The sequence below is a fragment of the Streptomyces sp. NPDC021100 genome (genome assembly GCF_044333095.1).
Taxonomy (GTDB): domain Bacteria; phylum Actinomycetota; class Actinomycetes; order Streptomycetales; family Streptomycetaceae; genus Streptomyces.
Genome location: NZ_JBIRQH010000018.1, coordinates 120,594 through 144,431 on the forward strand (window position 1 = coordinate 120,594; position 23,838 = coordinate 144,431).

The 23,838-nt window shown below is 74.2% G+C and carries 21 protein-coding genes; 16 read left to right on the forward strand and 5 right to left on the reverse strand.

All coding sequences use genetic code 11. From position 1 onward, the window contains the following. Nucleotides 1-3: 3 nt before the first annotated feature. The 3 genes from ACH4PU_RS27665 to ACH4PU_RS27675 all read right to left on the reverse strand — a co-directional run bounded on the left by ACH4PU_RS27665 (nt 4) and on the right by ACH4PU_RS27675 (nt 4,024). A complete protein-coding gene (locus ACH4PU_RS27665; protein WP_398277725.1) occupies nt 4-1,761 on the reverse strand; it encodes a M4 family metallopeptidase in 1,758 nt (585 codons plus the stop codon). Between the two features lie 515 nt (nt 1,762-2,276). Beyond that, nucleotides 2,277-2,702: a gamma-glutamylcyclotransferase family protein gene (locus tag ACH4PU_RS27670; protein WP_398277545.1), complete on the reverse strand. Its 426-nt coding sequence runs from the start codon at nt 2,700-2,702 to the stop codon at nt 2,277-2,279. A gap of 41 nt (nt 2,703-2,743) precedes the next feature. After that, nucleotides 2,744-4,024 (reverse strand): streptophobe family protein, encoded by a 1,281-nt coding sequence (locus tag ACH4PU_RS27675; RefSeq protein WP_398277548.1) that lies wholly within the window; start codon nt 4,022-4,024, stop codon nt 2,744-2,746. Between the two features lie 168 nt (nt 4,025-4,192). On the opposite strand from ACH4PU_RS27675, the gene ACH4PU_RS27680 reads away from it, so the two are divergent. The 4 genes from ACH4PU_RS27680 (at nt 4,193) to ACH4PU_RS27695 (ending at nt 8,154) form a co-directional block, all read left to right on the forward strand. Then, nucleotides 4,193-5,017: a DUF998 domain-containing protein gene (locus tag ACH4PU_RS27680; RefSeq protein WP_398277550.1), complete on the forward strand. Its 825-nt coding sequence runs from the start codon at nt 4,193-4,195 to the stop codon at nt 5,015-5,017. 144 nt (nt 5,018-5,161) lie between these two features. Then, on the forward strand, nt 5,162-5,470 hold the full coding sequence (locus ACH4PU_RS27685) for a hypothetical protein (RefSeq protein ID WP_398277553.1): 309 nt from the start codon (nt 5,162-5,164) through the stop codon (nt 5,468-5,470). A 327-nt stretch (nt 5,471-5,797) separates the two neighbouring features. Then, nucleotides 5,798-7,336 (forward strand): amino acid permease, encoded by a 1,539-nt coding sequence (locus tag ACH4PU_RS27690; protein WP_398277556.1) that lies wholly within the window; start codon nt 5,798-5,800, stop codon nt 7,334-7,336. Between the two features lie 17 nt (nt 7,337-7,353). After that, entirely contained in the window at nt 7,354-8,154 is an 801-nt protein-coding gene (locus tag ACH4PU_RS27695; protein WP_398277559.1) for a GNAT family N-acetyltransferase, read from the forward strand. Between the two features lie 361 nt (nt 8,155-8,515). On the opposite strand, the gene ACH4PU_RS27700 is transcribed toward ACH4PU_RS27695, so the two are convergent. Together ACH4PU_RS27700 and ACH4PU_RS27705 are read right to left on the reverse strand one after the other, a co-directional pair. Then, nucleotides 8,516-8,725, reverse strand: a complete 210-nt coding sequence (locus ACH4PU_RS27700; RefSeq protein ID WP_398277562.1) for a hypothetical protein — start codon at nt 8,723-8,725, stop codon at nt 8,516-8,518. After that, nucleotides 8,722-9,456, reverse strand: coding sequence for a hypothetical protein (locus tag ACH4PU_RS27705; RefSeq protein ID WP_398277565.1), 735 nt, complete (start codon nt 9,454-9,456; stop codon nt 8,722-8,724). Before ACH4PU_RS27705 ends, ACH4PU_RS27700 begins: the two co-directional genes overlap by 4 nt. Nucleotides 9,457-10,258: 802 nt before the next feature. Between ACH4PU_RS27705 and ACH4PU_RS27710 the strand changes: the two genes are divergently transcribed. The 12 genes from ACH4PU_RS27710 (at nt 10,259) to ACH4PU_RS27765 (ending at nt 23,809) form a co-directional block, all read left to right on the forward strand. Further along, nucleotides 10,259-11,761, forward strand: a complete 1,503-nt coding sequence (locus ACH4PU_RS27710) for an FAD-dependent monooxygenase (RefSeq protein ID WP_398277568.1) — start codon at nt 10,259-10,261, stop codon at nt 11,759-11,761. Nucleotides 11,762-11,807: 46 nt separating this feature from the next. Continuing rightward, the gene (locus ACH4PU_RS27715) at nt 11,808-12,149 is read left to right on the forward strand and encodes a TcmI family type II polyketide cyclase (protein ID WP_398277571.1); all 342 of its coding nucleotides are present in this window, start codon (nt 11,808-11,810) and stop codon (nt 12,147-12,149) included. Next, nucleotides 12,146-13,435, forward strand: a complete 1,290-nt coding sequence (locus ACH4PU_RS27720; protein ID WP_398277574.1) for a beta-ketoacyl-[acyl-carrier-protein] synthase family protein — start codon at nt 12,146-12,148, stop codon at nt 13,433-13,435. Before ACH4PU_RS27715 ends, ACH4PU_RS27720 begins: the two co-directional genes overlap by 4 nt. Beyond that, nucleotides 13,432-14,646 carry a ketosynthase chain-length factor gene (locus ACH4PU_RS27725; RefSeq protein WP_398277577.1) on the forward strand — a complete coding sequence of 405 codons (1,215 nt, stop codon included), beginning with the start codon at nt 13,432-13,434 and terminating at the stop codon, nt 14,644-14,646. The genes ACH4PU_RS27720 and ACH4PU_RS27725 overlap by 4 nt, the downstream gene beginning before the upstream one ends. 43 nt (nt 14,647-14,689) lie before the next feature. Then, the gene (locus ACH4PU_RS27730) at nt 14,690-14,989 is read left to right on the forward strand and encodes a phosphopantetheine-binding protein (RefSeq protein WP_398277580.1); all 300 of its coding nucleotides are present in this window, start codon (nt 14,690-14,692) and stop codon (nt 14,987-14,989) included. A 35-nt stretch (nt 14,990-15,024) separates the two neighbouring features. Then, nucleotides 15,025-15,807, forward strand: coding sequence for a 3-oxoacyl-ACP reductase FabG (gene fabG / locus ACH4PU_RS27735; protein ID WP_398277583.1), 783 nt, complete (start codon nt 15,025-15,027; stop codon nt 15,805-15,807). A 31-nt stretch (nt 15,808-15,838) separates the two neighbouring features. Continuing rightward, nucleotides 15,839-16,786 carry an aromatase/cyclase gene (locus ACH4PU_RS27740; protein WP_398277586.1) on the forward strand — a complete coding sequence of 316 codons (948 nt, stop codon included), beginning with the start codon at nt 15,839-15,841 and terminating at the stop codon, nt 16,784-16,786. A gap of 1 nt (nt 16,787) precedes the next feature. After that, a complete protein-coding gene (locus tag ACH4PU_RS27745) occupies nt 16,788-20,222 on the forward strand; it encodes an FAD-dependent oxidoreductase (RefSeq protein WP_398277589.1) in 3,435 nt (1,144 codons plus the stop codon). 23 nt (nt 20,223-20,245) lie between these two features. Then, nucleotides 20,246-20,848: a nitroreductase/quinone reductase family protein gene (locus ACH4PU_RS27750; protein WP_398277592.1), complete on the forward strand. Its 603-nt coding sequence runs from the start codon at nt 20,246-20,248 to the stop codon at nt 20,846-20,848. Nucleotides 20,849-20,875: 27 nt separating this feature from the next. Further along, on the forward strand, nt 20,876-21,241 hold the full coding sequence (locus ACH4PU_RS27755; RefSeq protein WP_398277597.1) for an antibiotic biosynthesis monooxygenase family protein: 366 nt from the start codon (nt 20,876-20,878) through the stop codon (nt 21,239-21,241). Between the two features lie 102 nt (nt 21,242-21,343). Then, nucleotides 21,344-22,072 (forward strand): SDR family oxidoreductase, encoded by a 729-nt coding sequence (locus tag ACH4PU_RS27760; protein WP_398277600.1) that lies wholly within the window; start codon nt 21,344-21,346, stop codon nt 22,070-22,072. 99 nt (nt 22,073-22,171) lie between these two features. Beyond that, nucleotides 22,172-23,809 (forward strand): MFS transporter, encoded by a 1,638-nt coding sequence (locus ACH4PU_RS27765; protein WP_398277603.1) that lies wholly within the window; start codon nt 22,172-22,174, stop codon nt 23,807-23,809. Nucleotides 23,810-23,838: the final 29 nt, after the last annotated feature.

A 23,838-nucleotide genomic window follows, 5' to 3' on the forward strand; every position in this document is an offset into this window, starting at 1 on the left:
TCGTCAGCGCTGGGCGGACGGGGTGTTGGCCTCGGTCACGTTGACCGCGGCCCAGGCGCGGTCGACGGCCTGGTACTCGGTGCTGCCGGCGCCGTGGATGTCCGCGGCGGCCTGGAGGGTGGCCTTGCGGGCGTCGTGGAAGTCGGACGTCGAGACCATGTACCGGGTGAGCGCCCGGTAGAAGATCTGCTCCGCCTTGTCCCGGCCGATGCCCGTCACCGACTGGCCGTCGTAGGTGGGGGAGTCGTAGGAGAACTTCCCGACCGTCTTCTTGCCGCTGCCCTCGGCGAGCAGGTAGAAGGCGTGCGAGGAGACGCCCGAACCGGCGTGCACCTCACGGTCGTAGGAGCCGGCGTCCCAGTAGTCGACGGTGCCCTCCAGCTTGTCCAGCGAGGGCTTGTCGAGGCGGCGCAGGAACTGCTGGTCCAGGCCGAGCTTCTCGCCGAGCAGGTAGTTCGGGGGGTTGGCCGCGTTGTTGGTGCGGAACTCCATGCCGGTGCCGAAGATGTCCGCGAACGACTCGTTGAGCGAGCCGGCCTCGCCGAACTGGTTGCCGTTGGCGTCCACCCGGGTGGGCTGGAAGTCCGCCGTGGCCGAGATGACGCCGTGGGTCAGCTCGTGGCCGGTGACGTCCAGGGCCACCAGGGGCTGCTTGAACGTTTCTCCGTCGCCGTCGCCGTAGAGCATGCACCAGCAGTCGGGGGACCAGAAGGCGTTGCCCACCTTGTTGCCGAAGTGCACCAGGGCGCGCGGGCCGACGCCGTCGTTCTTGATGCCGTTCCGGCCGAACGTGCCCTTGTAGTAGTCGAACGTGCTGGTGACGCCGAACTCGGCGTCCACGGCCGCGCTGGTGGGGTCGGAGGCGGTGCCGTTGCCCCAGCGGTTGGTGCTGTTGGTGAACGCCTTGCCCTGGGTGAAGGTCTCGAGCTCCTGGCCGCCCGCCGTCCGGGTCTCCGCGCTGCCGCGGCTGAGGTCCTTGAGCGTGAAGGTGCTGCGCGCGGTCTGCGTGGTGATCAGCGGGACGGTGCCGACGAAGATCGAGGCGCCGTTGCCGTTCGCCTGCGCGGGGTAGGCGGACGCGGCCCCGGAGCCGGCGCTCCGCGGCGTGGCCGCCGCGCCGAGGCGCGGTGCGGCGGTGCGGCCCTTGGCGCGCAGGGTGTCCTTGAGCTTGGGGGAGATGAACGCGTCGGTGAGCGGGGTGGTGGCGAGGATCTTCCCCGAGACGGCGTCCACGGTCACCGCGCGCAGGGCGCCCTTCTCGGCCGCGTGGCCGCCGGTGACGGTCACCCGGTAGGCGAGGACGGACTTGCCGTTGGTGGCGTCCACCACCAGCTCGGTGCGGCCCGCCGTGCCCTTGACCGCCTCGGCGGCCTTGGCGGCGGCCTGACGCTCCGTCAGCTCCGGCTTGACGGACGCCAGGGCCACCTGGTGCCGCGCGGCCCGGGTGGCGCCCGCGTAGCCGCCCTTGGCGTCGAGGTGGACGACGAGGTCGCCGCCGACCACCGGAACGCCCTTGTAGGCGCGCTCGAACCGGACGTGGCGCTTGCCCTCCGGGTCGACGAGGGAGTCCTTGACGGTCAGCGTCTCCTGCGGGCCGACGCCGGTGTCCTTGGCGTGGGCGACGGCGGCGGAGCGGGCCGCCCGCACCACATCGGCGCCGGCCACCTGCGAGGCCGCGGAGCCGGGTCTCGCCGTGGCCACCGTGGTCGTCGTGCTGTGTGCCGTGCCCGTCGCCGGGGCGGCGACAGCGCCGCCGGCCATGGCCGCCGCCGCGGCCACCGCGACGGCGACAGTCAGTATTCGGCCGGGGGTTGTGGGGGATGTACGCACTGTTCAGCGCCCTTTGCGTCATGACGGCCCGGGGTGGCCGGGCCGCTGGCGGGGGGCGGTGCTGTCACTCGTGCACCGCGGGACCCTGTGGTCCCGGGCAGACTGTGCAGTGCTTGGCATGCGCATGGAAAGACTGTTTACACGGTGTTCACATCAGTTGATCAATATTTGACATGAGATCGACAGAGGGTGAACGGCGGTCAACAGGACGTCCGTTCGCATCGCAAGACCGGTCAAGGGGGCGGCGGGTTGCGCGAGTTCGGCGACCGTTCAGCATGTGGGACGGTCGGTGACGCGGTGCGTGTCTGCGGTGACGCGGTGGATCTCCTGCGCCTGTCGCGCCTGTTGATACGCGCCGACCGTCGCGCCCTGGCCGTCACGTCCCGGCCGTCATGTCCCGGCCGTCACGCCCTGGCCGTCACGCCCTGGTTCTCACGCCCCGGTCGTCACGCGCGGTGCGGCCAGTCGCCGCCGGGGACGCGGACGCCCTCCGCGCGCAGCCGGCGGGCGATCCGATCGGCCGCCAGGTACACCCACGCACCCACGGTCTCGCCCCGCTCGGTGCGCACCGCGCGCACCACCCGCTCGTAGAGGTTGCGGGGATCCCCCGGGCGGTGGCCCTCCAGCGCGTCGAGGGCGGCGAGCACGGCCGCGTGGGCGGCCGGGGCGAGCGTCATCAGCTCGCCGCGGATCTCACCGGCCGGCGCGGTGACCGCGAACGGATAGCCCGGGCCCTCGTACAGCACCGCCCCCGCCAGCCGGGCCGGGACCTCGGCGGCCGTCCGGCCGCGCAGGAACCCGTCGTAGTTGACGCCGCCGCGGCGCAGCGTGCCGTAGACGAAGACCGGCAGCGGTGCCTCGTCCCCCGCCATCCCCGCCTCCCTCCGGCCGCGCGCCCGGTCAGCCTAACCGGCTATCCGGCGCCGCTCCGCGGCCGCCGGGCGCGGGTGAGCGCCTCGGCGAGCGCCCCTGCCGCCGCCCCCGCGACCAGGCCCCACAGCGCTCCCCACCCCAACAGCAGCGGCAGCCGGGGGTGGAGCCGGACCTCCCCGCCGAACGCGTCGAGGTCGCCCATGCCGAACAGCGACAGCCCGTAGCGCGCCGAGATCCGGGTCAGCAGGCCGACGGCCACCAGGGCCACGGCCAGGGCCGGGGCCAGCCGGACGGCCTGCCGCCACCACGGCGCGGGGAAGCGGCGGGCCGTCAGGAACGCGGCCGCCGCCAGCGCGAGGGCCGCCACCAGGGCCAGGATCCACGCCCGGTCGTCGTACCGCCCCAGCGAGACCAGGTTCACCGTCGCCGTACCGCCGCCCGGTTCCCGCAGCACCGCGGCGAGCGCGTACGGCACCGGCAGTCCGATCGCGTCGGGCACGTTCCCCTCCCAGGCGCCGCCGAGGCCCGTGCCCAGGGCGAGCCAGGAGAGATTGGGCAGCCCCAGCAGCAGGGTGGCCGCGGTCTCCGCGGGGTGCCCCCGGGTGCACAGCGTCACCAGACCCACCACCAGCCCCAGCGCGACGTAGCCCAGCAGCAGCCCCAGCACCGCCCGCACCGGCGGGCGCGCCGCGTCCTGGAAGCGGCGCAGCGGGGGAGGGAGCGGGGTGCGGCGCGCGGCGAGGACGGTGATCACATACAGCACCAGCAGCCACAGCAGTCCCCGGCCCAGGGTGGCCGCCACGTCCGCGCGGAATTCCACCTCCGGCCGTACGTCCAGCGCGTCCCCGATCTCGTCCAGCAGCCCGCCGCCCAGCCCGATCCGGAAGGTGTGGCGCGCGGTCAGCGCCGGGACCAGCAGCGCCGGGATCCAGAGCACCGCCACCCGGGCCGCGCGGGCCGCCAGTTCCCGGCCGTCCGGCGGCGGCCCGTGGCGCTGCGGACCCAGCGGCCGCAGTACGCCCGCCGCCAGGGCGAGCGCCCCGGCCAGCGACACCGACAGCGGAACCACCGTGAGCGTGGCACCCGTACGGCCGAAGAACCCCGCGCCGCCGGTCAGTTCCACCGTCCCGCCCACGGCGGCCACCACGGTCGCCGCCAGCACGGCCGGGAACGCCCCGGACGGCAAGCCGCCGGCCCCGGCCGCCCACAGGCCCAGGGCGGCGGTGGCGACCATGGCGGCCACGGCGGCGGCCACCGCGCCGAACGCCTCCGCCCACGCCCGGACGGCCTCTCCGGAACGGGACCCCGACTCCTGACCCACGCGCGCTCCTGCTTCGGACGGACGGCGGCTGACCTCCCCGTATGGCTCGAACCGTACGCCCCGGAACCGATTGCCACCCCTTTGCCGGGGCACTCGGGGGAAGCGGACGTCCCGTTTGCGGTGAGCGAGGTCCCGGTACACACAATGAAGATCTGGGGTGGCGCGAAGATGACCGACGGCACTGACAGCAGTTGCCCCGACCACGGGAGGCAGGCCCTGTACGAACGGCCCTCCCCCGGCCCCCGGCGGACCGCGCTCGCGCCCGCCGGGCCCCGGCCCGCCCCGCCACCCGCACCACCGCGGCGCCGCCTCTTCGCCCGTACGGTCCTGGCACCCGCCCTGCTGCTCACGGCGGCCGTCGTCTACAACGACTGGCTGCTGGAGTTCCCGCTGCCCACCGGGCTCGACCCGCGGCACTCCTACGTCAGCGAGCTCTACGCCGCCGACCAGCGCTTCCATCTCCTCTTCGGCGCCGCGGAACTCCTCGCCGCCGCCCTGGTGGTGGCCGGCGCGCTGCTGGCCAGGGACCGCCGGACGGGGCCGGTGGCCGAGGCCGGATGGTGGTGCCTGGTCGCCTTCGGGATCTGCTCGGTGGCCGACGTGATCGTGCCGATGCGCTGCGCCCCCTCGGTGGAGGCCGGCTGCGAGGCCGTCAACCCCTGGCACACCGCCACCAGCGCCCTGGTGCACGCGGCCCTCTTCGGCTCCATGTTCCTGTTCACCGTCGCCGCGGCCCAGGCCCGGTGGCCCGTCCTGTCCCGCTGGACCCCCTGGCTCCCGGCCGCCGCCCTCGCCACGGCCGTCTCCACGGTGGGCCCCCTCTTCGGCCACCCGGGCTGGCACGGCGTCCCCCAACGCGCGCACCTGGTCCTCGTCGGCGCCTGGTTCGTCCTCCTCGCGACGGAACTGCGCGGGCCGGTGGGGGAGCGGGGCGGGGCGCCGGGGCTGAGCGTCGGGGGCGCGCTGCCGAAGACGCCGCAACGGCGGCGGTAGACCTCGGACCACGCCGGCCCGGACGGCGTGCCGGGAGCGGCGGGCCGGCGGGCCGGAGTGCCGCACCGTCGGGGGCGGTCGACCGCGCCGTCGTGGCCGGGCCCCCCTTGGCCGGCCGCCGTGCCGTACGGGCATGATGCCGCCATGGTGGCAACATCCCCGGACCCGCAATGCGTCGCGATCACGAAGAAGGGCTACCGCTGCCCCACCGGCACCGCCAGGCCCTCGGGTCTGTGTCACGTCCATGATCCGGACCTCCAGTGCGGCCATCCGACATGGAAGGGACGGTGCGGGGTGGCCACCGGCGGCGGCCCCTGTACGACGCACCGCCGGGAGCCCGACCCCGGCCAGGAAGCCCTGCCGGGGGCGCCGGCACCGGACCCCTGTCCGGAACCGGACTACGCCGCGCCCATCCCGCCGGCCCTGGCCGCGCGAACGCTGAACCTCGGCTGAGACGCGCGGCGTCCGACATGCCACGGCGCCCGCCCCGCCCGGTGACGTCGCCGCCCGCGCGGCAGCCGAACGGCGGTCTCGTCCGTGACGGTATCCGCCAACTATGTTGGGAGCACGGCGAGTAGCTCCGTCGGCTACGGGCGGCGCCGCCGCGGTGCGCCATGCCGTCCGTGCCCCCGTGCTCCCCGCTCGTGCCCCGCCCCCGGCCCGTATCGGAGCGTCGATGCCCTTCCCAGGCGGTCTGCCCGGTTCCCGAGTGCCATGCCGTCCCGCGGCCGGACCCGCCGTTCCCGTTCCCTTCGGCCCTTCTCCGTGCGGAGGATCCCGATGCGTACACCGGCACGTGCGCGACGGCGGCGGTCCGAGCCGTCGGACGACGACGAGCGCGTACTCAAGGAGCTCGGCTACACCCAGCAACTGCACCGGCGGATGGGTGCCTTCGGGAACTTCGCCGCTTCCCTGTCGGTCATCTCCATCATGTCCGGGACGCTGCTGCTGCTCGGCTACGGCCTGAACAGCGGCGGTCCCGCGGTGGTGGTGTGGGGGTGGCTCGCCGTGGGCCCGCCGGTGCTGTGCCTGGCGGCGGCGCTGGCCGAGATCACCTCCCGTTACCCCACCAGCGGCGGCCTGTACTACATGGCCCGTCAGCTCGGCGGCGAGCGGTGGAGCTGGTACACCGGCTGGCTCAACCTGCTGGGGCTGCTCGGCGGGATCGCGGCCCAGGACTACGGCATCGCGACCTTCGCGGGCGCCTGGGCGAACCTGCAGTTCGGCTACGTGCCGACGCCGAGATCCCTGCTGGCCCTGTACGCGGTCGTCCTCGCTCTGCACGCCCTCCTGAACCTCTTCGGCACCCGGCTGATGAACGTCCTGACGTCCCTGAGCGCCTGGTGGCACCTGGCCGGCGCCGTCGTCATCGTCGGCGCCCTGACCCTCGTCCCCTCCCACCACCGGCCGGCCGGCTTCGTGTTCACCGAGTTCACCAACAACACCGGCTGGTCCAGCCCCCTGTACGTGATCCTGCTGGGCATGCTGCTGCCGTGTTTCGCCCTGGCCGGCTACGACACCTCCGCCCACCTGAGCGAGGAGACCACCGGCGCCTCCGTGGCCGCCGCGCGCGGGATCGTCCGCTCGGTGGCCGTGTCCTGGATCGCCGGCGGCATCCTGCTGGCCGCCCTGCTGTTCGCCATCCAGGACTACACCGGGACTCTGGGCAGTGAGACCGGGGTGCCGGTGGCACAGATCCTCCTCGACGCCCTGGGCCTGGCGACGGCCAAGGCACTGCTGCTGGTGATCATCGGCGCACAGTTCCTGTGCGGCTACACCGTCACCGCCGCCGCCAGCCGCATGATCTACGCCTTCGCCCGGGACGGCGCCCTGCCCGGCTCGGCACGTTGGCGCAAGGTCAGCCGCCGGACGGCCATTCCGGCCAACGCCGTCCGGCTCGCGGTCGCCGTCGCCTTCGTCCTCGCCCTGCCGTCCCTGTACTCCGCCACCGCGTTCTCCGCGGTCACCGCGATCTCCGTCGTGGGCTTCACCCCCGCCTACGCCATCCCGGTACTGCTGCGCCTGCGCCACCGGGACCGGTTCACCCCCGGCCCCTGGCATCTGGGCCGCTGGAGCCGGCCGATCGGCTGGGTGGCGGTGCTCTGGGCGGCCGGGGTGACGGTGCTGTTCCTGCTGCCGCAGACCAGCCCGGTCACCGCCGAGACCTTCAACTACACACCCGTCGCCCTGCTGATGGCCCTGGTCATGGCCGCCGTGTGGTGGCGCTTCGGACGCCGCTCCTACGGGGTGCCCCGCTCCGGCGCCGCGAACGCCCCCGGGCGGATCGCGGAGGCCGGGAACGCCGAGAACATCGTCTGACGCATCATGGAGGCATCGTGACCGTTCCCGCCGAGTCCATCGAGTCGGTACGCCAACTCACCGCCGTCTGGCGGGCCCTGGTGCTCGACCGGGATGCCGACGCGGACGTGCGCGACCTTCCGGGCATCGCCGTGCGCTGGGCCGACAGCCGGTTCGGGTTCTGGAACTGCGTCACCCTGACCGAGGCGGAAGCGGGAGCCGAGCGCGTCGGGCGGCGGCTGCGCCAGGCCGCGGACATCATGCGGGCGAAGCGACACCCGGGCTTCCTGTGGCTCTTCGAGGACCTCCTCGACGACGAGGCCCGCTCCGGGCTGGAGTCGGCGGCCGAACGGGCCGGCCTCCGGTATGCCTTCCCCGGTACGGGCATGGCCGCCGGCCTGCCGCCCCTCGCCGAGCCGGTCCACCCCGACCTGACGTTCGCCCGCGTCCGCACCGACGAGCAGCTGCTGGCCTACGCCGACCTCCAATCCCGCGCCTACGGGCTCCCCTTGGAGGAGGGGCGCGACGGCCTGGCGGGATCCGCCCTCTGGAGGAACGGGGTGCACGCCTACCTGGCCGTGCGGGGCGACGAGGCGGTGGCCTGCGCCGCCACCGTCGCGGCGCGGGGCCGCCTGCACGTCGTGTTCGTCGCCACGGACCCCCGGTGGCAGCGCAGGGGCTACGGCGAGGCGGTCACGCGCAAGGCGTTGTACGAAGGCGCGCGGGCCACCGGACTGACCCGCGCCACGCTGCACGCCACCGCCGCCGGGGCCCCCGTGTACCCGCGCATCGGGTTCGAGGCGAACACACGGATCCACTTCTACGGGCTGAAAGGCTGATGCGGCCGGGTGGGCTCCGGCCGGGTGAGACCCGGCTCACAGTGCGGGGGATGTCACGCCCCGGGGGCCCGTACCCCTCTCAGGGATGAGCACCACGGAGGGATCCGGAAGGGCGCCGGAAACGGCGCCGCCCGAGACCGCACGGTTCCCGCCGGCCGCACCGGACGCATGGGCGATCCGGTGCGGCGGCGGCCGTGCAGCCCCGCCCGTCGCCCGCGCGCCGGGAAAATCCCCCGTCACCCGGTGCAGGGCGGCGGGCGGGGCGTTCTTCGCGCCTTTCGCTCCGTTTTTCACCCGGCGCCGGGTGAAACGGCCGGGAAAGCGTGAAGGGATCGCGGAGGAATGGGGAGGGGCGGACGGATCAGGTTTCCCCGCCGGGGAGAGAAGAGGGGCCGACTGCCACGGCATTCATGATTTCCGTGAGGTCGTAGAGCGCGCGGCGGGCGCTTCCGTAGCGCGTGATCTTTCCGCGGCTCGACCATTTGCGGATGGTCGCGGGGGAGACCCCGGCGGCGAGGGCCGCGAGTTCGGTGGTGACGAGCCGGGGCTCCCCGTCGTCGGCGGCGCTCATGCGACGCCCTCGGCGGAACGGCCGAGGCGCTGCTCCCGCCGGAGGTTCCGCATCAGCGCGAGCCACTGGTGCGGCAGCCAGGTGTGCCCCGCGGCGCACCGCACCTGGCCCACCCCCTTCGTCCCGGACACCGGGGCCGGGGAGAGCGGTTCCGCGCAGCCCGGGTGGGCGCAGCTGCCCAGGTTCGCGGCCAGGGACGGCTTGACGTAGGACGAACGCCGGGCGGTCTCGGTGGCGTCGAGCAGTTCCCCGACGAAGTCCCCGGCCGCGGCGTGGCACAGCAGCCAGTCCAGATGGACGAGGAGGAACGCGGCGAGCTCGGCCGGGCGCCGCCGCGGCGCGGCCACCCCGCGCTCGTCCGCCACCAGCGCCGCCCAGGAGGACAGGGTGCCCAGGATCCGCGAGCGGGTCGCCATCGCGCCCTCGTCGAGCGGCGGCCCGGAGTGGCGCCGGGCGCCGCCGACCGGCCTGAGCGGCCCCTGCCGGCGGGGGAGCAGCGCGGCCTCGCAGTCGGCGTAGATGTCCGGCAGTTCGCCGAGGCAGGACCGGATCGCGCTGCCGCAGGCGGCACACGGCCGGAGCCCGGGGTTCGGTGTGCCGGGGCGGCGGCGCGGGACGCCGGTGTGGTGTCCCGTGCTGCATTCCGAAGGGCGCGGCTTGGCGGAGCGCGGCCCTGACGGGCGTGATCCCGCGGAACTCGATCCCGGTGAACTCGATTCCGGTGAACTCATTTCCTTCTCCCGAGGCTCGTGGTGGGGTGCCGGCGTGGAAGCGCGCACCGGGAGCGCCGTGTCCAGGAGTGGGGTGGGATCCCTGGAGCGGAGGGGTGGCGGCATCGGTGAACGGGCTCGGGACCGCGTCCCGGTTCGTCCCCGGAACGGCTACGGCGGATTCCGGTTCCGCCGGTCCGCCGGCCGATGGGTCCCGCGTTCCGGAAAATCCCGGCCGGGAAAGGCAATGAGCGTACGACGTGCCGTGCCAGATTTCCGATCATGAAATCTGGAACCCCCGTTTCTGGCCCCCGTGTCATCGCGCCCGAGTGACCGGGCGGAACGATTCCCCCCATTCCGTCCCTGGGGGCGGAGGGGGCGCGTTCCATGCGATGCAGGGTCGGACCCTACAAGCCCCCGAGGGTGTTGTCTACATGTATTCGGGCGGAAAAGCGGATTCCGACCGGCGCCCGCCGGGCGGCCACCGGAAGAGGAATAGCAGGGGTCGTTCCGTCGCCCGGAGACGGGAATCGCGGGGTATCGCCACCCGGTAATTCCCGGCTGAGCTGCGGGGTTTGACACCGGGTCGGCCGCACTGTCACGCTAAGGGGCAGCGGCAGATCTGTGTCCGCTTCCGGGACGGGGGAGACGTCTTCTCCCGTGCGTCCCCCTCTCTCTCTTCTCTCCGGCGGGTTTCTCTCCCGCAGGGCCGACCGCGGCGCGTCGACGCGACCGCGCCGCCTCCGCCCCGCCCTTCCGTTCGCCAACTCCCCTGCCGCGGCCGGGTCCGTCCGCCGTGCCGCGCCCGGGGCGAGGAGACAGCATGGATGTTCCGGTGATCGTCGTCGGAGCCGGCCCCACCGGGCTGTTCCTGGCCGCCGAACTGCGCCTCGGCGGCGTCGACGTCCTCGTCCTCGACGCACTCGACCGGCCCTCCGGACAGTCCCGGGGGCTCGGCTTCACCGCCCGTGCCACCGAACTGTTCGACCAACGCGGCCTGTTGCCACGCTTCGGCACCGTGCGGACCGACACCCGGGGGCACTTCGGCGGCATACCGCTCGACTACGGCGTCCTCGACGGCGGCCACTTCGGCGCCCGCGGGATCCCCCAGGCGCGCACCGAGGCCGTCCTCGCCGACCGGGCCACGGAGCTCGGCGCGGAGATCCGGCGCGGCTGGAGGGCCGTCGGGCTCGTCAACGGACCCGACGGGGCCGAGGTCGAGGCCGAGACGCCGGCCGGGCGCCGCAGGTTGCGCTGCCGCTTCCTCGCCGGATGCGACGGCGGGCACAGCTTCGTACGGGGCGCGGCCGGGATCGCCTTCCCGGGCACCGCCGCCACCCGGGAGATGTTCCTCGCCGACGTGGCCGGCACCCAGGGCAAGGGCATCCGGCCGCGGCCCATCGGCGAACGGCTGCCCGGCGGCATGGTGATGTCCGCCCCGCTCGCCGACGGCGTGGACCGCGTCATCGTCTGCGAACGCGGCACCCCGCCCCGGCGGCGCGACCGGCCCGTCACCTTCGGTGAAGTGGCCGCCGCCTGGCGGCGGTTGACCGGCGAGGACATCGGCGGCCGCACCGCGCACTGGGTCAGCTCCTTCGGCGACGCCACCCACCAGGCCGTCGCGTACCGCAAGGACTCGGTGCTGCTGGCCGGCGACGCCGCCCACACCCATCTGCCCGCCGGCGGCCAGGGGCTGAGTGTCGGCGTCCAGGACGCCGCCAACCTCGGCTGGAAGCTCGCCGCCACCGTGCACGGCTGGGCGCCGCCCGGCCTGCTCGACACGTACCACACCGAGCGGCACCCCGCCGGCGCCCGGCTGCTGGCCAACACCCGGGCCCAGGGCCTGCTGTACCTCGGCGGGGAAGAGGTGCTGCCGCTGCGCGCGGTGTTCGCGGAGCTGATGGAACTCCCCGACGCCGGGCGGCACTTGGCCGGCCGGGTCAGCGGGCTCGACATCCGCTACGAGACCGGGCCCGACGGACCCGATGACCACCCGCTCCTCGGCCGGCGCCTGCCCCCGGCGGACCTCGCCGGCGAGCACGGCCCCACCACCACGTTCGAACAGCTCCACACCGGCCGCGGGGTGCTCCTCGACCTCGCCGCCGACCCGGACGTCCGGCGTGCCGCCCGGCCCTGGGCGGACCGGGTGCGCGTCGTCACCGCCGCCCCGCGCCAGGCGCCCGGCGGCCCGCTCGACGGGACCGCCGCCCTGCTCGTCCGGCCCGACGGATACGTCGCCTGGGCCGCGCCCGGCGACCCGCCTGACACCCCGTCCGTCACCCTGCCCGCGGCCCTGCGGCGCTGGTTCGGCCCGGCCGCCCGCTGAGCCCGCACCACCCCGCACCGGAGACCCTTCCGACAACGGAGGCACCATGCACAGCACCCTCATCGTGGCCCGGATGGACCCGGCCTCGCTCGGCGAAGTGTCCCGGATCTTCCGGGAGTTCGACGAGACCGAGCTGCCGGACGCCATGGGCACCCGGCGCCGCCAGCTCTTCCACTACCGGGGGCTCTACTTCCACCTCCAGGACTTCGACGCCGACCACGGCGGCGCGGCCATCGAGCGGGCGCGCGAGCACCCGCTCTTCGTCAAGGTCAGCGAGGACCTCAAGCCGTACATCGCGGCCTACGACCCGGCCACCTGGCGCTCGCCCGCCGACGCCATGGCCACCCGCTTCTACTACTGGGACGGCACGCAGGGGAGCGACAGGTGAGCGGCACGGCGGCACGGCGCGGCACCCGCGGGGGGCGCCGCGCCGTCATCACCGGGATCGGGGTCGTGGCGCCCGGCGCGGTCGGCACCAAGGAGTACTGGAGCCTGCTGAGCGCCGGCCGGACCGCCACCCGTGGCATCACCCTCTTCGACCCCGCCGGCTTCCGCTCCCGGGTGGCGGCCGAGGTCGACTTCCGTCCCGAGGACCACGGGCTCGGCCCCCAGGACGTCCGCCGGATGGACCGGGCCGCGCAGTTCGCCGTCGTCGCCGCGGCCGAGGCCCTGGCCGACGCCGGCCTGGCCCCCGGTGAGGCGGACCCGCACCGCACCGGCGTGACCATCGGCAGCGGCGTGGGCGCGACCATGGCGCTCGACCGCGAGTACCGCGTCGTCAGCGACGGCGGCCGGCTGGAGGCCGTCGACCACACCTACGCCGTCCCGCACCTCTACGACTACTTCGTCCCCAGCTCCTTCGCCGCCGAGGTGGCGTGGTCGGTGGGGGCCGAGGGCCCGACGACGGTCGTCTCCACCGGCTGCACCTCCGGGCTCGACTCGGTGGGCTACGCCACCGGGCTGATCCGGGAGGGCGCCGCCGACGTCATGGTCGCCGGCGCCGCCGCCGCGCCCATCTCGCCGATCACCGTCGCCTGCTTCGACGCCATCCGCGCCACCACGGCCCGCAACGACGACCCGGAGCACGCCTCCCGGCCGTTCGACCGCACCCGCGACGGCTTCGTGCTCGGCGAGGGCGCGGCGGTCTTCGTCGTGGAGGAGTACGAGCGCGCGCGGCGCCGCGGGGCTCTCCTCCACGCCGAGATCGCCGGCTTCGCCACCCGCAGCAACGCCTACCACATGACCGGACTGCGCGCCGACGGCCGGGAGATGGCCGAGGCCGTCACCCGGGCGCTCGACGAGGCCCGGATCCCCCCGGAGGCCGTCGACTACGTCAACGCGCACGGCTCCGGCACCCGCCAGAACGACCGCCACGAGACGGCCGCGTTCAAACGCAGCCTGGGCGCGCACGCCTACCGGACGCCGGTCAGCTCGGTGAAGTCGATGATCGGCCACTCGCTGGGGGCCATCGGCTCCCTGGAGATCGCCGCGTCCGTCCTCGCCATCGCGCACGACGTCGTCCCGCCCACCGCCAACCTCCACGAGCCCGACCCGGAGTGCGACCTCGACTACGTACCTTTGGAGGCGCGCGAGCACCGGACCGACACCGTGCTCACCGTCGGCAGCGGCTTCGGCGGCTTCCAGAGCGCCATGGTCCTGCGGAGCGCCGCATGACCGCCGCCGTCGTCACCGGGGTCGCCGTCGCCGCCCCCAACGGCCTGGGCACGGAGGCCTATTGGCGGGCGACGCGGGCCGGCGCCGGGGGCATCCGCGCGATCCGCAAGTTCGACACCTCCGGCTACCCGGTCACACTCGCCGGCGAGGTCCCGGACTTCCGGCCCGAGGAGCACCTGCCGAGCCGTCTCCTGCCGCAGACCGACCACATGACCCGGCTGGCGCTCGTCGCCGCCGACCAGGCGCTCGCCGACGCCCGCGTCGACCCCGCCGCCCGGGACCCCTTCACCATGGGCGTGGTGACGGCCGGCTCCTCCGGCGGCTTCGAGTTCGGCGAACGCGAGCTGCGCAACCTGTGGAGCAAGGGCGGCCAGTACGTCAGCGCCTACCAGTCGTTCGCCTGGTTCTACGCCGTCAACACCGGCCAGATCTCCATCCGCAACGGCATGCGCGGCCCGTGCGGCGTCGTCGTCTCCGACCAGGCCGGCGGGCTCGACGCGCTCGCGCAGGCCCGGCGGCTGATCCGCGGCGGCACCCCGCTGGTGGTCTCCGGCGGCGTCGACGCGTCGATCTGCTCCTGGGGGCTGGTCGCCCGGATGGCCGGCGGCCGGCTGTCCACCGCCACCGACCCGGACCGCGCCTACCTGCCCTTCGACGCCGCCGCGGCCGGGCACGTGCCCGGCGAGGGCGGGGCCCTCCTCGTCCTGGAGGACGCCGGCTCCGCCCGCGACCGCGGCGCCCGCGTCTACGGCGAGATCGCCGGGTACGCCGCCACCTTCGACCCGAGACCCGGCACCGGCCGCGAACCCGGCCTGCGCCGCGCCATCGAGCTGGCCCTGGACGACGCGGGCTGCACCGCCGCCGACGTCGACCTCGTGCTCGCCGACGCGGCGGCCGTACCGGAGCTGGACCGGATCGAGGCGGACGCCCTCGCGGCCGTGTTCGGACCCGGCGGTGTACCGGTCACCGCGCCCAAGACCATGACCGGGCGGCTGCTGTCCGGCGCCGCCCCCCTCGACGTCGTCACCGCGCTGCTCGCCTTCGCGGACGGCGTCGTCCCGCCCACCGTCAACGTCACCCCGCTGCCCGGGTACGGCCTCGACCTCGTCGTCGGCGTGCCGCGGCCCGCGCGGCTGGAGACGGCGCTCGTCCTCGCCCGGGGACACGGTGGCTTCAACTCCGCCCTGGTCGTCCGGCGCGCGGGGGCGTAGCGGACGGCCGTGACACAGCACCACGGACGTATCGGAGGAACGCATGACCACGCACGAGCACGCCCGGTTCACCCTGAACGACCTGAAACGGATCCTGCGCGAGGCGGCCGGCGAACAGGAGGGCACCGGCCTCGCCGGCGACATCCGCGCCCTCACCTTCGAGCAGCTCGGCTACGACTCGCTCGCCCGGCTGGAGGCCGGCGGCCGCATCGAGCGCACCTACGAGGTCGCCCTCGACGAGGAGTGCCTCAACGACACCACGACCCTCGGCGAACTGCTCGCCACCGTCAACCGGCGGATCGACGAGGCGCGCCCCGCCCCCGCCGGTCCGGCCCGCTCGTGAACACCGGCCCTTCCGGCGACCTTTCGAGGAGCACCATGGCACAGGACAGGCGCGTCGCCCTCGTCACCGGGGCAACCTCCGGCATCGGCCTGGCGGTGGCCCGCCGGCTGGCGGCGCGGGACCACCGCGTGTTCGTCTGCGCCCGCTCGGCGGACGCCGTGCGCACCACGGCGGAGAAGCTGCGGGCCGAGGGCCTGGACGTCGACGGCACGGCGTGCGACGTCCGCTCGGCCGACGACGTCCGGGCCTGGGTCGGGGCCGCCGTCGACCGGTACGGAACGGTGGACGTCCTCGTCAACAACGCCGGACGCAGCGGCGGCGGCGTCACCGCCGACATCGCCGACGACCTCTGGCAGGACGTCATCGACACCAACCTCACCAGCGTCTTCCGCGTCACCCGCGAGGTGCTGAACCGCTCCGGGATGCGGGACCGCGGCTGGGGCCGGATCGTCAACATCGCCTCCACCGCGGGCAAGCAGGGCGTGGTGCTCGGCGCGCCCTACTCGGCGTCCAAGCACGGGGTCGTCGGCTTCACCAAGGCCCTCGGCAACGAACTCGCGCCCACCGGCATCACCGTCAACGCCGTCTGCCCCGGCTACGTCGAGACCCCGATGGCCCAGCGCGTCCGGCAGGGCTACGCGGCCGCGTACGGGACCACCGAGGACGCCGTCCTGGAGCGGTTCACGGCCAAGATCCCGCTCGGCCGCTACTCCACCCCGGAGGAGGTCGCCGGCCTCGTCGACTACCTGGCCTCCGACACAGCCGCCGCCATCACCGCACAGGCCCTCAACGTCTGCGGCGGCCTCGGCAACTTCTGAGCCGCCCGGCCCCTCCCGGAAGGAGACACCGATGACGGAGCCGGAGACCCGCGAGGCGGAGCACGGCATCACCGTGGCGGCACCCGCCGCCGACGTCTACGCGCTGCTGGCGGACGTGGAGAACTGGCCGCTGCTGTTCCCGCCCACCGTGCACGCCGAACGGACCGAACGCGTCGGCGCGTCGGAGCGGATCCGCATCTGGGCCACCGCCAACGGCACGGCCAAGACCTGGACCTCCCTGCGCCTGCTCGACCCCGTACGGCGGCGGATCGAGTTCCGTCAGGAGGTGCCGGCGCCGCCCGTGGCGGCCATGGGCGGCACCTGGCTGGCCGACCCGCTGTCGCCCACCACCACCCGCGTCACCCTGCGCCACCACTACCGGGCCGCGGACGGCGACCCGGACGGCCTCGCCTGGATCGAGGCGGCCGTCGACCGCAACAGCCGCGCCGAACTCGCGGCCCTCAAGGCCCACGCCGAGTCCGCCGCCGGGGCGCCCGACGGACGCGTCCTGGACTTCGAGGACACCGTGCGGATCGACGGCGAGGCCAAGGACGTCTACGAGTTCCTCGACCGCGCCGACCGGTGGGCCGAACGCCTCCCGCACGTCGCCCACGCCACCGTGGCGGAGGACACCCCCGGACTCCAGCGGCTCCGCATGGACACCCGCGCGCCGGACGGCACCACGCACACCACCGAGTCGGTGCGGGTCTGCTTCCCGCACCACCTCATCGTCTACAAGCAGACCACGCTGCCCGCCCTGATGAGCCTGCACACCGGCCGGTGGCGGCTGGTGCGGGACGCGGACGGCACCCTCGCCACCTCGCGGCACACCGTCGTCCTCGCCACGGAGAACATCACCCGCGTCCTGGGCGGGGACGCCGGTGTCCCCGAGGCCGCGGCGTACGTCAGGGAGGCCCTGAGCGCCAACAGCAGGGCCACCCTGGGCCGCGCCAAGGAGTACGCGGAAGGCCGGCGGTGACGTGGACGTCCGACAGACAGACGTCGTCGTCGTGGGCGCCGGGCCGGTCGGCCTGGCGCTCGCCGTCGAACTGCGCCTGGGCGGCGCCCGCGTCACCGTCCTGGAACGGCTGCCCGCGCCGGCCGGGGAGTCCCGGGCCTCCACCCTGCACGCCCGCACCATGGAACTCCTGGACCAGCGCGGCCTGTTGGAGCCCCTGGGTACCCCGCCGCGCCAGTCCGCCGGCCACTACGCGGGACTGCCGCTCGACCTGAGCGGCCAGCCCTCGCCGTACGCCGGCCAGTGGAAGGTCCCGCAGACGCGCCTGGAGGCCCTGCTCGCCGAACGGGCCGCCGCCCTCGGCGCCGACCTGCGGCGCGGCCACGAGGTGCGCGGGCTGCGCGAGGCGGGAGACGGGGTCGAGGCCGAGGCGGTGTCCGGCGGGCGGACGGTCCGGTACACCGCCGCGTACGCCGTCGGCTGCGACGGCGAGCGGAGCACCGTCGCCGCCCTGGCCGGCTTCCGCTTCACCGGCTCGGAGGCCGGGCGCGAACTGCTGCGCTGCGACCTCACCGGCGTCACCGTCCCCGACCGCCGCTTCGAGCGGCTGCCCGGCGGGCTCGCCGTCGCCGCCACCCGCGACGGCGTCACCCGGATCATGGTCCACGAACACGGCCGCGCGCCCGCCGCCCGGCCCGGCGCGCCGGAGTTCGCCGAAGTGGCCGCCGCCTGGCGGCGCGTGACCGGCGAGGACGTCACGGGCGGCACCCCGCTCTGGGTGAACGCCTTCGGCGACGTCTCCCTCCAGGCCGACCGCTACCGGCGCGGCCGGGTCCTGCTGGCCGGAGACGCCGCCCACCGGCAGCTCCCGGTCGGCGGCCAAGCCCTCAACCTCGGCCTCCAGGACGCCGCCAACCTCGGCTGGAAACTGGCCGCCGCGGCCCGCGGGCACGCCCCCGCCGGACTCCTGGACACCTACCACGACGAGCGCCACCCCGTGGGCCGTACGGCGCTCGACCACATCGCCGCCCAGGCGCTGCTGCTCCTCGGCGGCCCCGAGGTGGACGCCGTCCGCGAGATCCTCGGCGAACTCCTCGGCCACCGCGCCGTCCGCGACCGGCTGGCCGCCCGGGCCGGCGGCCTCGACGTCCGGTACGGATCCGACGTCCGGCGTGGCCCGGACGACCGTCACGGCCCCGACGACGGCCACCCGCTCACCGGGACCCGGCTCACCCCCGCCGACCTGACCCGCGCCACCGGCACCCCGGAGGCGGCGGCCCTGTTGCGACGCGCCCGGGGCGTCCTCCTCGACCTCTCCGGCGACCCGCGCCGGAGGGCGGAGCTGGCGGCCCTGACGGGCGGCCGGGGCGACCGGGTGGGGCTGGTCACCGGGGGGCCCTCCGCCGGCGCGGAGACCGTACTGCTGCGCCCGGACGGCCATGTGGCCTGGGCGGGGGACCGGACGGCCGATCCGCGGCCGGCGCTGGAGCGGTGGTTCGGCGGGGCCGGGAGCACGGCGGGGGACTGCGGACCGGCGGTGGTCCGGAGTCTGACGGCGGCCCGTGGCTGGGCGGCGGCTCGTGGCCCGGCCGTGGACGGGAGTCCGACAGCGGTCCGCGGGCCGCTGTCGGACTCCCGAAGCCCGGCCACGGCCCAGAACTCGGCCACGGCCCAGAACCCGGCCACCGCCCAGAACCCGACCGTCACACAGGACCCGACCGTCACGGAACGGAACAGCCAAGTCGACGAGAGAGGCGGGCCCATGCCCAGCAAGCTCAAGGAACCCGGCCGGCCGGCACCCTCCGGCCCGCCGCAGCCGTGCGACGTCCTGATCCTCGGATCCGGCCTCGCCGGCACGGTCAGCGCGGCGATCCTCGCCCGCCAGGGCGCCCGGGTGGTGCTGGTCGACGCCGCCCAGCACCCCCGGTTCGCCATCGGCGAGTCGATGACGCCGCAGCTGGTCGAGTGGCTGCACATCCTCGCCTCCCGCTTCGACGTGCCCGAGCTGGGCCACCTGCTGGACACCCGGGCGGTGCACCGGAACATCGGCCCGCGGCACGGCCGCAAGCAGAGCTTCGGGTTCATCCGGCACGAGCCGGGCGCGGAGCCGGACCCGGAGGAGGCGACGATGTTCGTCATCCCCCGGATCCTCACCCAGGCCAGCCACCTCTACCGGCAGGACACCGACCAGCACTTCTTCAACATCGCCGCCCGCTACGGCTGCGTCACCCGGCAGAACTGGCGCGCCCGCGACCTGGACTTCGACGACGACGGGGTCACCGTCACCGGCCAGAACGGCGAGGTGTTCCGGGCCCGTTACCTGATCGACGCCAGCGGCTTCCGCTCGCCCCTCGCGGAGAAGTTCGGCCTCCGCGAGGACCCCTGCCGGTTCAGGCACCACTCGCGGTCCCTCTTCACCCACTACATCGGCGTCAAGCCGTTCGACGACGTCTCGCACCACCCGCGCAGCCTGCGCCCGCCGGCGTCCTGGCACGCCGGCACGCTGCACCACATGATCGAGCGCGGCTGGTTCTGGATCATTCCGTTCGACAACGTCAAGGGCTCCACGAATCCGCTGTGCAGCGTGGGCCTCACCATCGACCCCCGCCGCTACCCCAAGCCCCGGGACCTGGCGCCCGAGCAGGAGTTCGACTCCTTCCTGGACCGCTACCCGGCCGTCCGGCGGCAGTTCGCGGGCGCCCGGCGGGTACGGGAGTGGGTCTCGACCGAGCGGCTGCAGTACTCGTCGAAGCGGTCGATCGGCCACCGCTGGTGCCTGATGTCGCATGCGGCCGGCTTCATCGACCCGCTGTTCTCCCGAGGCCTGTCCAACACCTTCGAGGTCGTCTACTCGCTCTGCACCCGCATCGTCGCCGCCCTCCGCGACGACGACTGGTCGGAGGAGCGCTTCGGCTACGTCGAGGAGCTGGAACGCGGGCTGCTGCGGCGCAACGACGAACTGGTCAACAGCTCCTTCATCGCCTTCGAGCACTTCCGCCTCTGGAACGCGGTCTTCCGGGTGTGGGCCGGCTGGCTCACCCCGGGCGCCATGCGGCTGTACGACGCCCGCGCCCGCTACGAGGCCGACGGCGACGAGCGGCACCTGACCCGCCTGGAGACGGTCGACCACCCCGGACTGTGGTGGCCGGAGCCGGAGTTCAAGAACGTCCTCGAACTCACCGCCGAGGTCTGCGAGAAGTACGAGTCCGGGACCATGACCGGCGACGAGGCCGCCGACGCCGTCTTCGCCGCGCTCGACCGGAGCGAGGGCCTCAACCCGGTGTTCGGCTTCAAGGACGACGAGTCCACCCGCTTCGTCTACCCGAGCACGGCGACGGTGGCCCGCTTCGTCCACTGGGCCGCCCGCACCTGCGCCGACCCCGAACTCCGCACCATCAGCCGCTCGCTGGCCACCGGCGCCGCGCGCTCCCTGCTCAAGGGCAGGAAGCCGCTGTAGTGCCGGGGAGAGGAAGCAGCACCATGCCCCAGAACACGTCCCGGACCACGCCCGAGAAGCTCGCGCCCTGGTCGCGCGGCACGGCGCGGATGGAGGGCGCCAACGTCCTCGTCCGGTCGTTCACCCGCCTGAACGTCTACCTCTACTCCAAGCCGCCGTCGAGGACGGCGAAACGGATCAACCGGGCGTTCCTGAACCTCAACATCCACCTCTACCGGCGGTCCCAGGGCCGGATCCTCGGCCGCTTCGGCCGCCTCGACGCCATGCTGATCACCACCACCGGACGCCGGACGGGCCTCTCCCGCACCAACCCGGTCGGCTACGTCTACGACCGCGGCCGCTACTACGTCTGCGCCGCGCCCGGCCACTTCGACGTACCGGGCGGCCCCCGGGCCAGCCAGCCGGCCTGGTACCTCAACCTGCGGTCCGACCCCCGGGCGACGGCCGACATCGGGCCGGAGCGGGTGGCGGTGACCGCGCGGATCCTGGAGGGGGAGGAGCGGGACCGGATGTGGGACCGCTTCGTCGCCGTCTTCCCCTTCATCGCGGAGTTCCAGAAGCGGGTGCGGCACCGGCTGCCCGTCGTGGAACTGACCCCGGACGACCTCGCGCCCCAGCCCCTCTGACCCCCTTCGACCGGAAGGAAGAACACCGTGCGACTTCAGGACCAGGACCCCACCACCCCCTTCCCCGTCCAGCTCAAGGAGCGGACCGGGCCGGTCACGCTGGTCAACACCTTCGTCGTGCCGGAGGAGCACGCGGAGCGGTTCGAGCGGACGTGGCGCGAGGACGCCGGCTTCATGAAGGCCCAGCCCGGGTTCATCTCCACCCAGCTCCACCGGGGCACCGGCGGCAGCCGGCTGTGGCTGAACATCGCCGTCTGGGAGTCGACCGAGGCGCTCCACGCGGCCTTCTCGCGGCCGGAGTTCCAGCGGGCGAAGGCCGCGTACCCGGACGGAATCACCGCCTCTCCGCACATCTACGCCAAGGTCGCCGTCGAAGGGATCTGCGTGGCCTGACGCGACGGCTGTGCCCCGGGCCTCCCACTGGCTACCGTCGTCAACTCCCGTACTCGGCAACGGAGTCGGCGGGTACAGCGGAGTCAACGGAGGAGATGGGACATGGCAGTCCAGAGGGCGGCGCTGGTCACCGGAAGCTCGCGCGGCATCGGCCGGGCGGTGGCCGAACGGCTGGCCGCCGACGGTGCCGGCGTGATCGTCAACTACCGGGCCGACGAGGAGGCCGCCGCGCGGGTAGTCGACGGCATCGAGCGGAACGGGGGCCGGGCCGTCGCCGTCCGGGCGGACGCCGCCGACGCGGCGGGGGTCCGCGCGCTGTTCGAGGCCGCCGAGCGGCACTTCGGCGGCCTCGACGTCTTCGTCGGCAACGTCGGCGTCAGCCGCTTCGGCCCGCTGGCCCGGGCCACCGACGAGGACTTCGACCTGCACTTCACCGTCAACACCCGGGCGACGTTCCTGGGGCTGCGCGAGGCCGCCAACCGGCTGCGGGACGGCGGCCGGATCGTCGTCGTCTCCACCGGCATCACCCGCACCCACCGCCCGGGCGCGGGCGTCTACGCCGCCAGCAAGGCGGCCTGCGAGGCCATGACGCTGGTGCTCGCCGAGGAACTCGGCCACCGGGGGATCACGGCCAACTGCGTCCTTCCCGGCCTGACCCGGGACACCGGCGCGCCGCTGCCCCCCGAGGTGGCGGAGGAGAACGTGGCACGGACCCCGCTGGGACGGCTGGGGGAGCCCGCCGACGTCGCGGACGTCGTCGGATTCCTGGCCTCCGACGCGGCCCGCTGGGTGACCGGGCAGGTGATCGGGGCGGGCGGCGGCCGGTTCTGACCGGCACCACCGCTCCGGCCCGTCCGTGATGTCACACCCGCGCCCGCCGCACCACTCCTGGGATCGAACGACCACATCTCATGTTGAAGGGGAAGGCTTGTGTTCCGGAAGTGGAAAGGCAATCCGTGGGCGATCCTGACGGTCCTGTGCCTCGGGTTCTTCATGACCCTGCTCGACCTCACCATCGTCAACGTCGCGATCCCGGACATCACCGATGACCTGGACACGTCCCTCGACGTGATGCTGTGGATCCTCAACGCCTACACGCTGGTCCTCGCCACGCTGATCATCACCGCGGGGCGGCTGGGCGACCTGCGCGGGAAGGGGAACCTGTTCCTCGCGGGCGTGGCCCTGTTCACCGCCGCCAGCCTCGCCTGCGGCCTGGCCCAGGACGCGGCGCAGCTCATCGCGTTCCGCGCGGTCCAGGGCGCGGGCGCGGCGCTGCTCATCCCGCAGACCCTGTCGATCATCGCCGAGGTCTTCCCCCGGGAGAAGCGCGGCAAGGCGCTCGGCATCTGGGGCACGGTCGCCGGTGTCTCCGGCGCCGCGGGGCCGGGGCTCGGCGGGGTGATGGTCACCCACCTCGACTGGCGGTGGGTCTTCTACATCAACCTGCCCATCGGCGTGTTCGTGCTGCTCATGGGCGCCTCGGTGATGCCGAAGGCCGGACGCGTGGTGCGGCACCGCTTCGACCTGCCGGGCGTCGTCCTCGCCTCCGCCGCCCTGTTCGGCCTCACCTACGGCCTCACCGAGGGCGAACGGTACGACTGGAACGGCTGGATCTGGAGCCTGCTCGCCGCCTCCGCCGTCCTCCTGCTGGCCTTCCTCGGCTACGAGCGGGGCCGTCAGGACGCGGAACCGCTGCTGCCGTTCTCGCTCTTCCGCGACCGCAACTTCTCCGTCGTCAACTTCATCGGCGTCGCCGTCTCGTTCGGCGTCATCGCGATCCTGCTGCCCACCACCATCTACCTCCAGTCCGTCCTCGGCTACAGCGCCCAGAAGACCGGCCTGGTCATCATCCCGCTGGCGCTCGGCTCCATGGTCACCGCCGGGCCGGCCGGCATCCTGTCGGAGAAGTTCGGCGGGAAGTACGTCCTCACGGCCGGGCTGGCCATGTTCGGCGGCGGGGTCACCTGGATCCTGCTCGCCGCCGACCCGGACGGGAGCTGGGGGCCCATCGCCGGCGCCCAGTTCCTCGCCGGCCTCGGCGCGGGCTGCACCTTCGCCCCCATGGGCTCCGAGGTCGTCCGCAACGTCCCGGCCCGTCTCACCGGTGCCGCGTCCGGCGTCAACAACGCGCTGCGGCAGGTCGGTTCGGCGCTGGCGGCGACCGTCGTCGGCGCCGTCCTCCAGGCCCAGCTCGTCACCACCCTCCGCGACCAGGCGGCCCGGCACGCCGCCGAACTGCCCGAGCAGTACCGCGACGGCTTCGTCCGGAACTTCGCCAAGGCCGGCGAACAGGGCCTGAACGTCGGCACCGAACAGACCGCGCAGGTGCCGTCCGGCGTCCCCGACGACGTCGCCCACCGCATCGGCGAGGTCTCCGCCAAGGTCTTCGGCAACGGCTTCGTCGACGCCCTGCACCCCACGCTCTGGGTCTCGGCGGGCGTCCTCTTCCTCGGCGCCCTGACCTGCCTCCTGCTCAAGGGCGGACCCGCGCCCGCGGGCAGCGCCCACGGCCTGCCCGCGGACGAGGAGGAGACGCCCGGACCGCAGAGCGCGGTCGTCCACGGCTGACCCGCGGCCCCACCGAGAGGACCCTGATC

Coding starts and splice junctions, on each gene's coding strand:
- ACH4PU_RS27725 (WP_398277577.1), top strand. CDS start 13,432: ATGACCGCCGCCGTCGTCACCGGGGTCGCCGTCGCCGCCCCCAACGGC.
- ACH4PU_RS27685 (WP_398277553.1), top strand. CDS start 5,162: ATGGTGGCAACATCCCCGGACCCGCAATGCGTCGCGATCACGAAGAAG.
- ACH4PU_RS27710 (WP_398277568.1), top strand. CDS start 10,259: ATGGATGTTCCGGTGATCGTCGTCGGAGCCGGCCCCACCGGGCTGTTC.
- ACH4PU_RS27750 (WP_398277592.1), top strand. CDS start 20,246: ATGCCCCAGAACACGTCCCGGACCACGCCCGAGAAGCTCGCGCCCTGG.
- ACH4PU_RS27715 (WP_398277571.1), top strand. CDS start 11,808: ATGCACAGCACCCTCATCGTGGCCCGGATGGACCCGGCCTCGCTCGGC.
- fabG (WP_398277583.1), top strand. CDS start 15,025: ATGGCACAGGACAGGCGCGTCGCCCTCGTCACCGGGGCAACCTCCGGC.
- ACH4PU_RS27730 (WP_398277580.1), top strand. CDS start 14,690: ATGACCACGCACGAGCACGCCCGGTTCACCCTGAACGACCTGAAACGG.
- ACH4PU_RS27670 (WP_398277545.1), bottom strand. CDS start 2,702: ATGGCGGGGGACGAGGCACCGCTGCCGGTCTTCGTCTACGGCACGCTG.
- ACH4PU_RS27705 (WP_398277565.1), bottom strand. CDS start 9,456: ATGAGTTCACCGGAATCGAGTTCACCGGGATCGAGTTCCGCGGGATCA.
- ACH4PU_RS27690 (WP_398277556.1), top strand. CDS start 5,798: ATGCGTACACCGGCACGTGCGCGACGGCGGCGGTCCGAGCCGTCGGAC.
- ACH4PU_RS27680 (WP_398277550.1), top strand. CDS start 4,193: ATGACCGACGGCACTGACAGCAGTTGCCCCGACCACGGGAGGCAGGCC.
- ACH4PU_RS27740 (WP_398277586.1), top strand. CDS start 15,839: ATGACGGAGCCGGAGACCCGCGAGGCGGAGCACGGCATCACCGTGGCG.
- ACH4PU_RS27760 (WP_398277600.1), top strand. CDS start 21,344: ATGGCAGTCCAGAGGGCGGCGCTGGTCACCGGAAGCTCGCGCGGCATC.
- ACH4PU_RS27665 (WP_398277725.1), bottom strand. CDS start 1,761: ATGGCCGGCGGCGCTGTCGCCGCCCCGGCGACGGGCACGGCACACAGC.
- ACH4PU_RS27700 (WP_398277562.1), bottom strand. CDS start 8,725: ATGAGCGCCGCCGACGACGGGGAGCCCCGGCTCGTCACCACCGAACTC.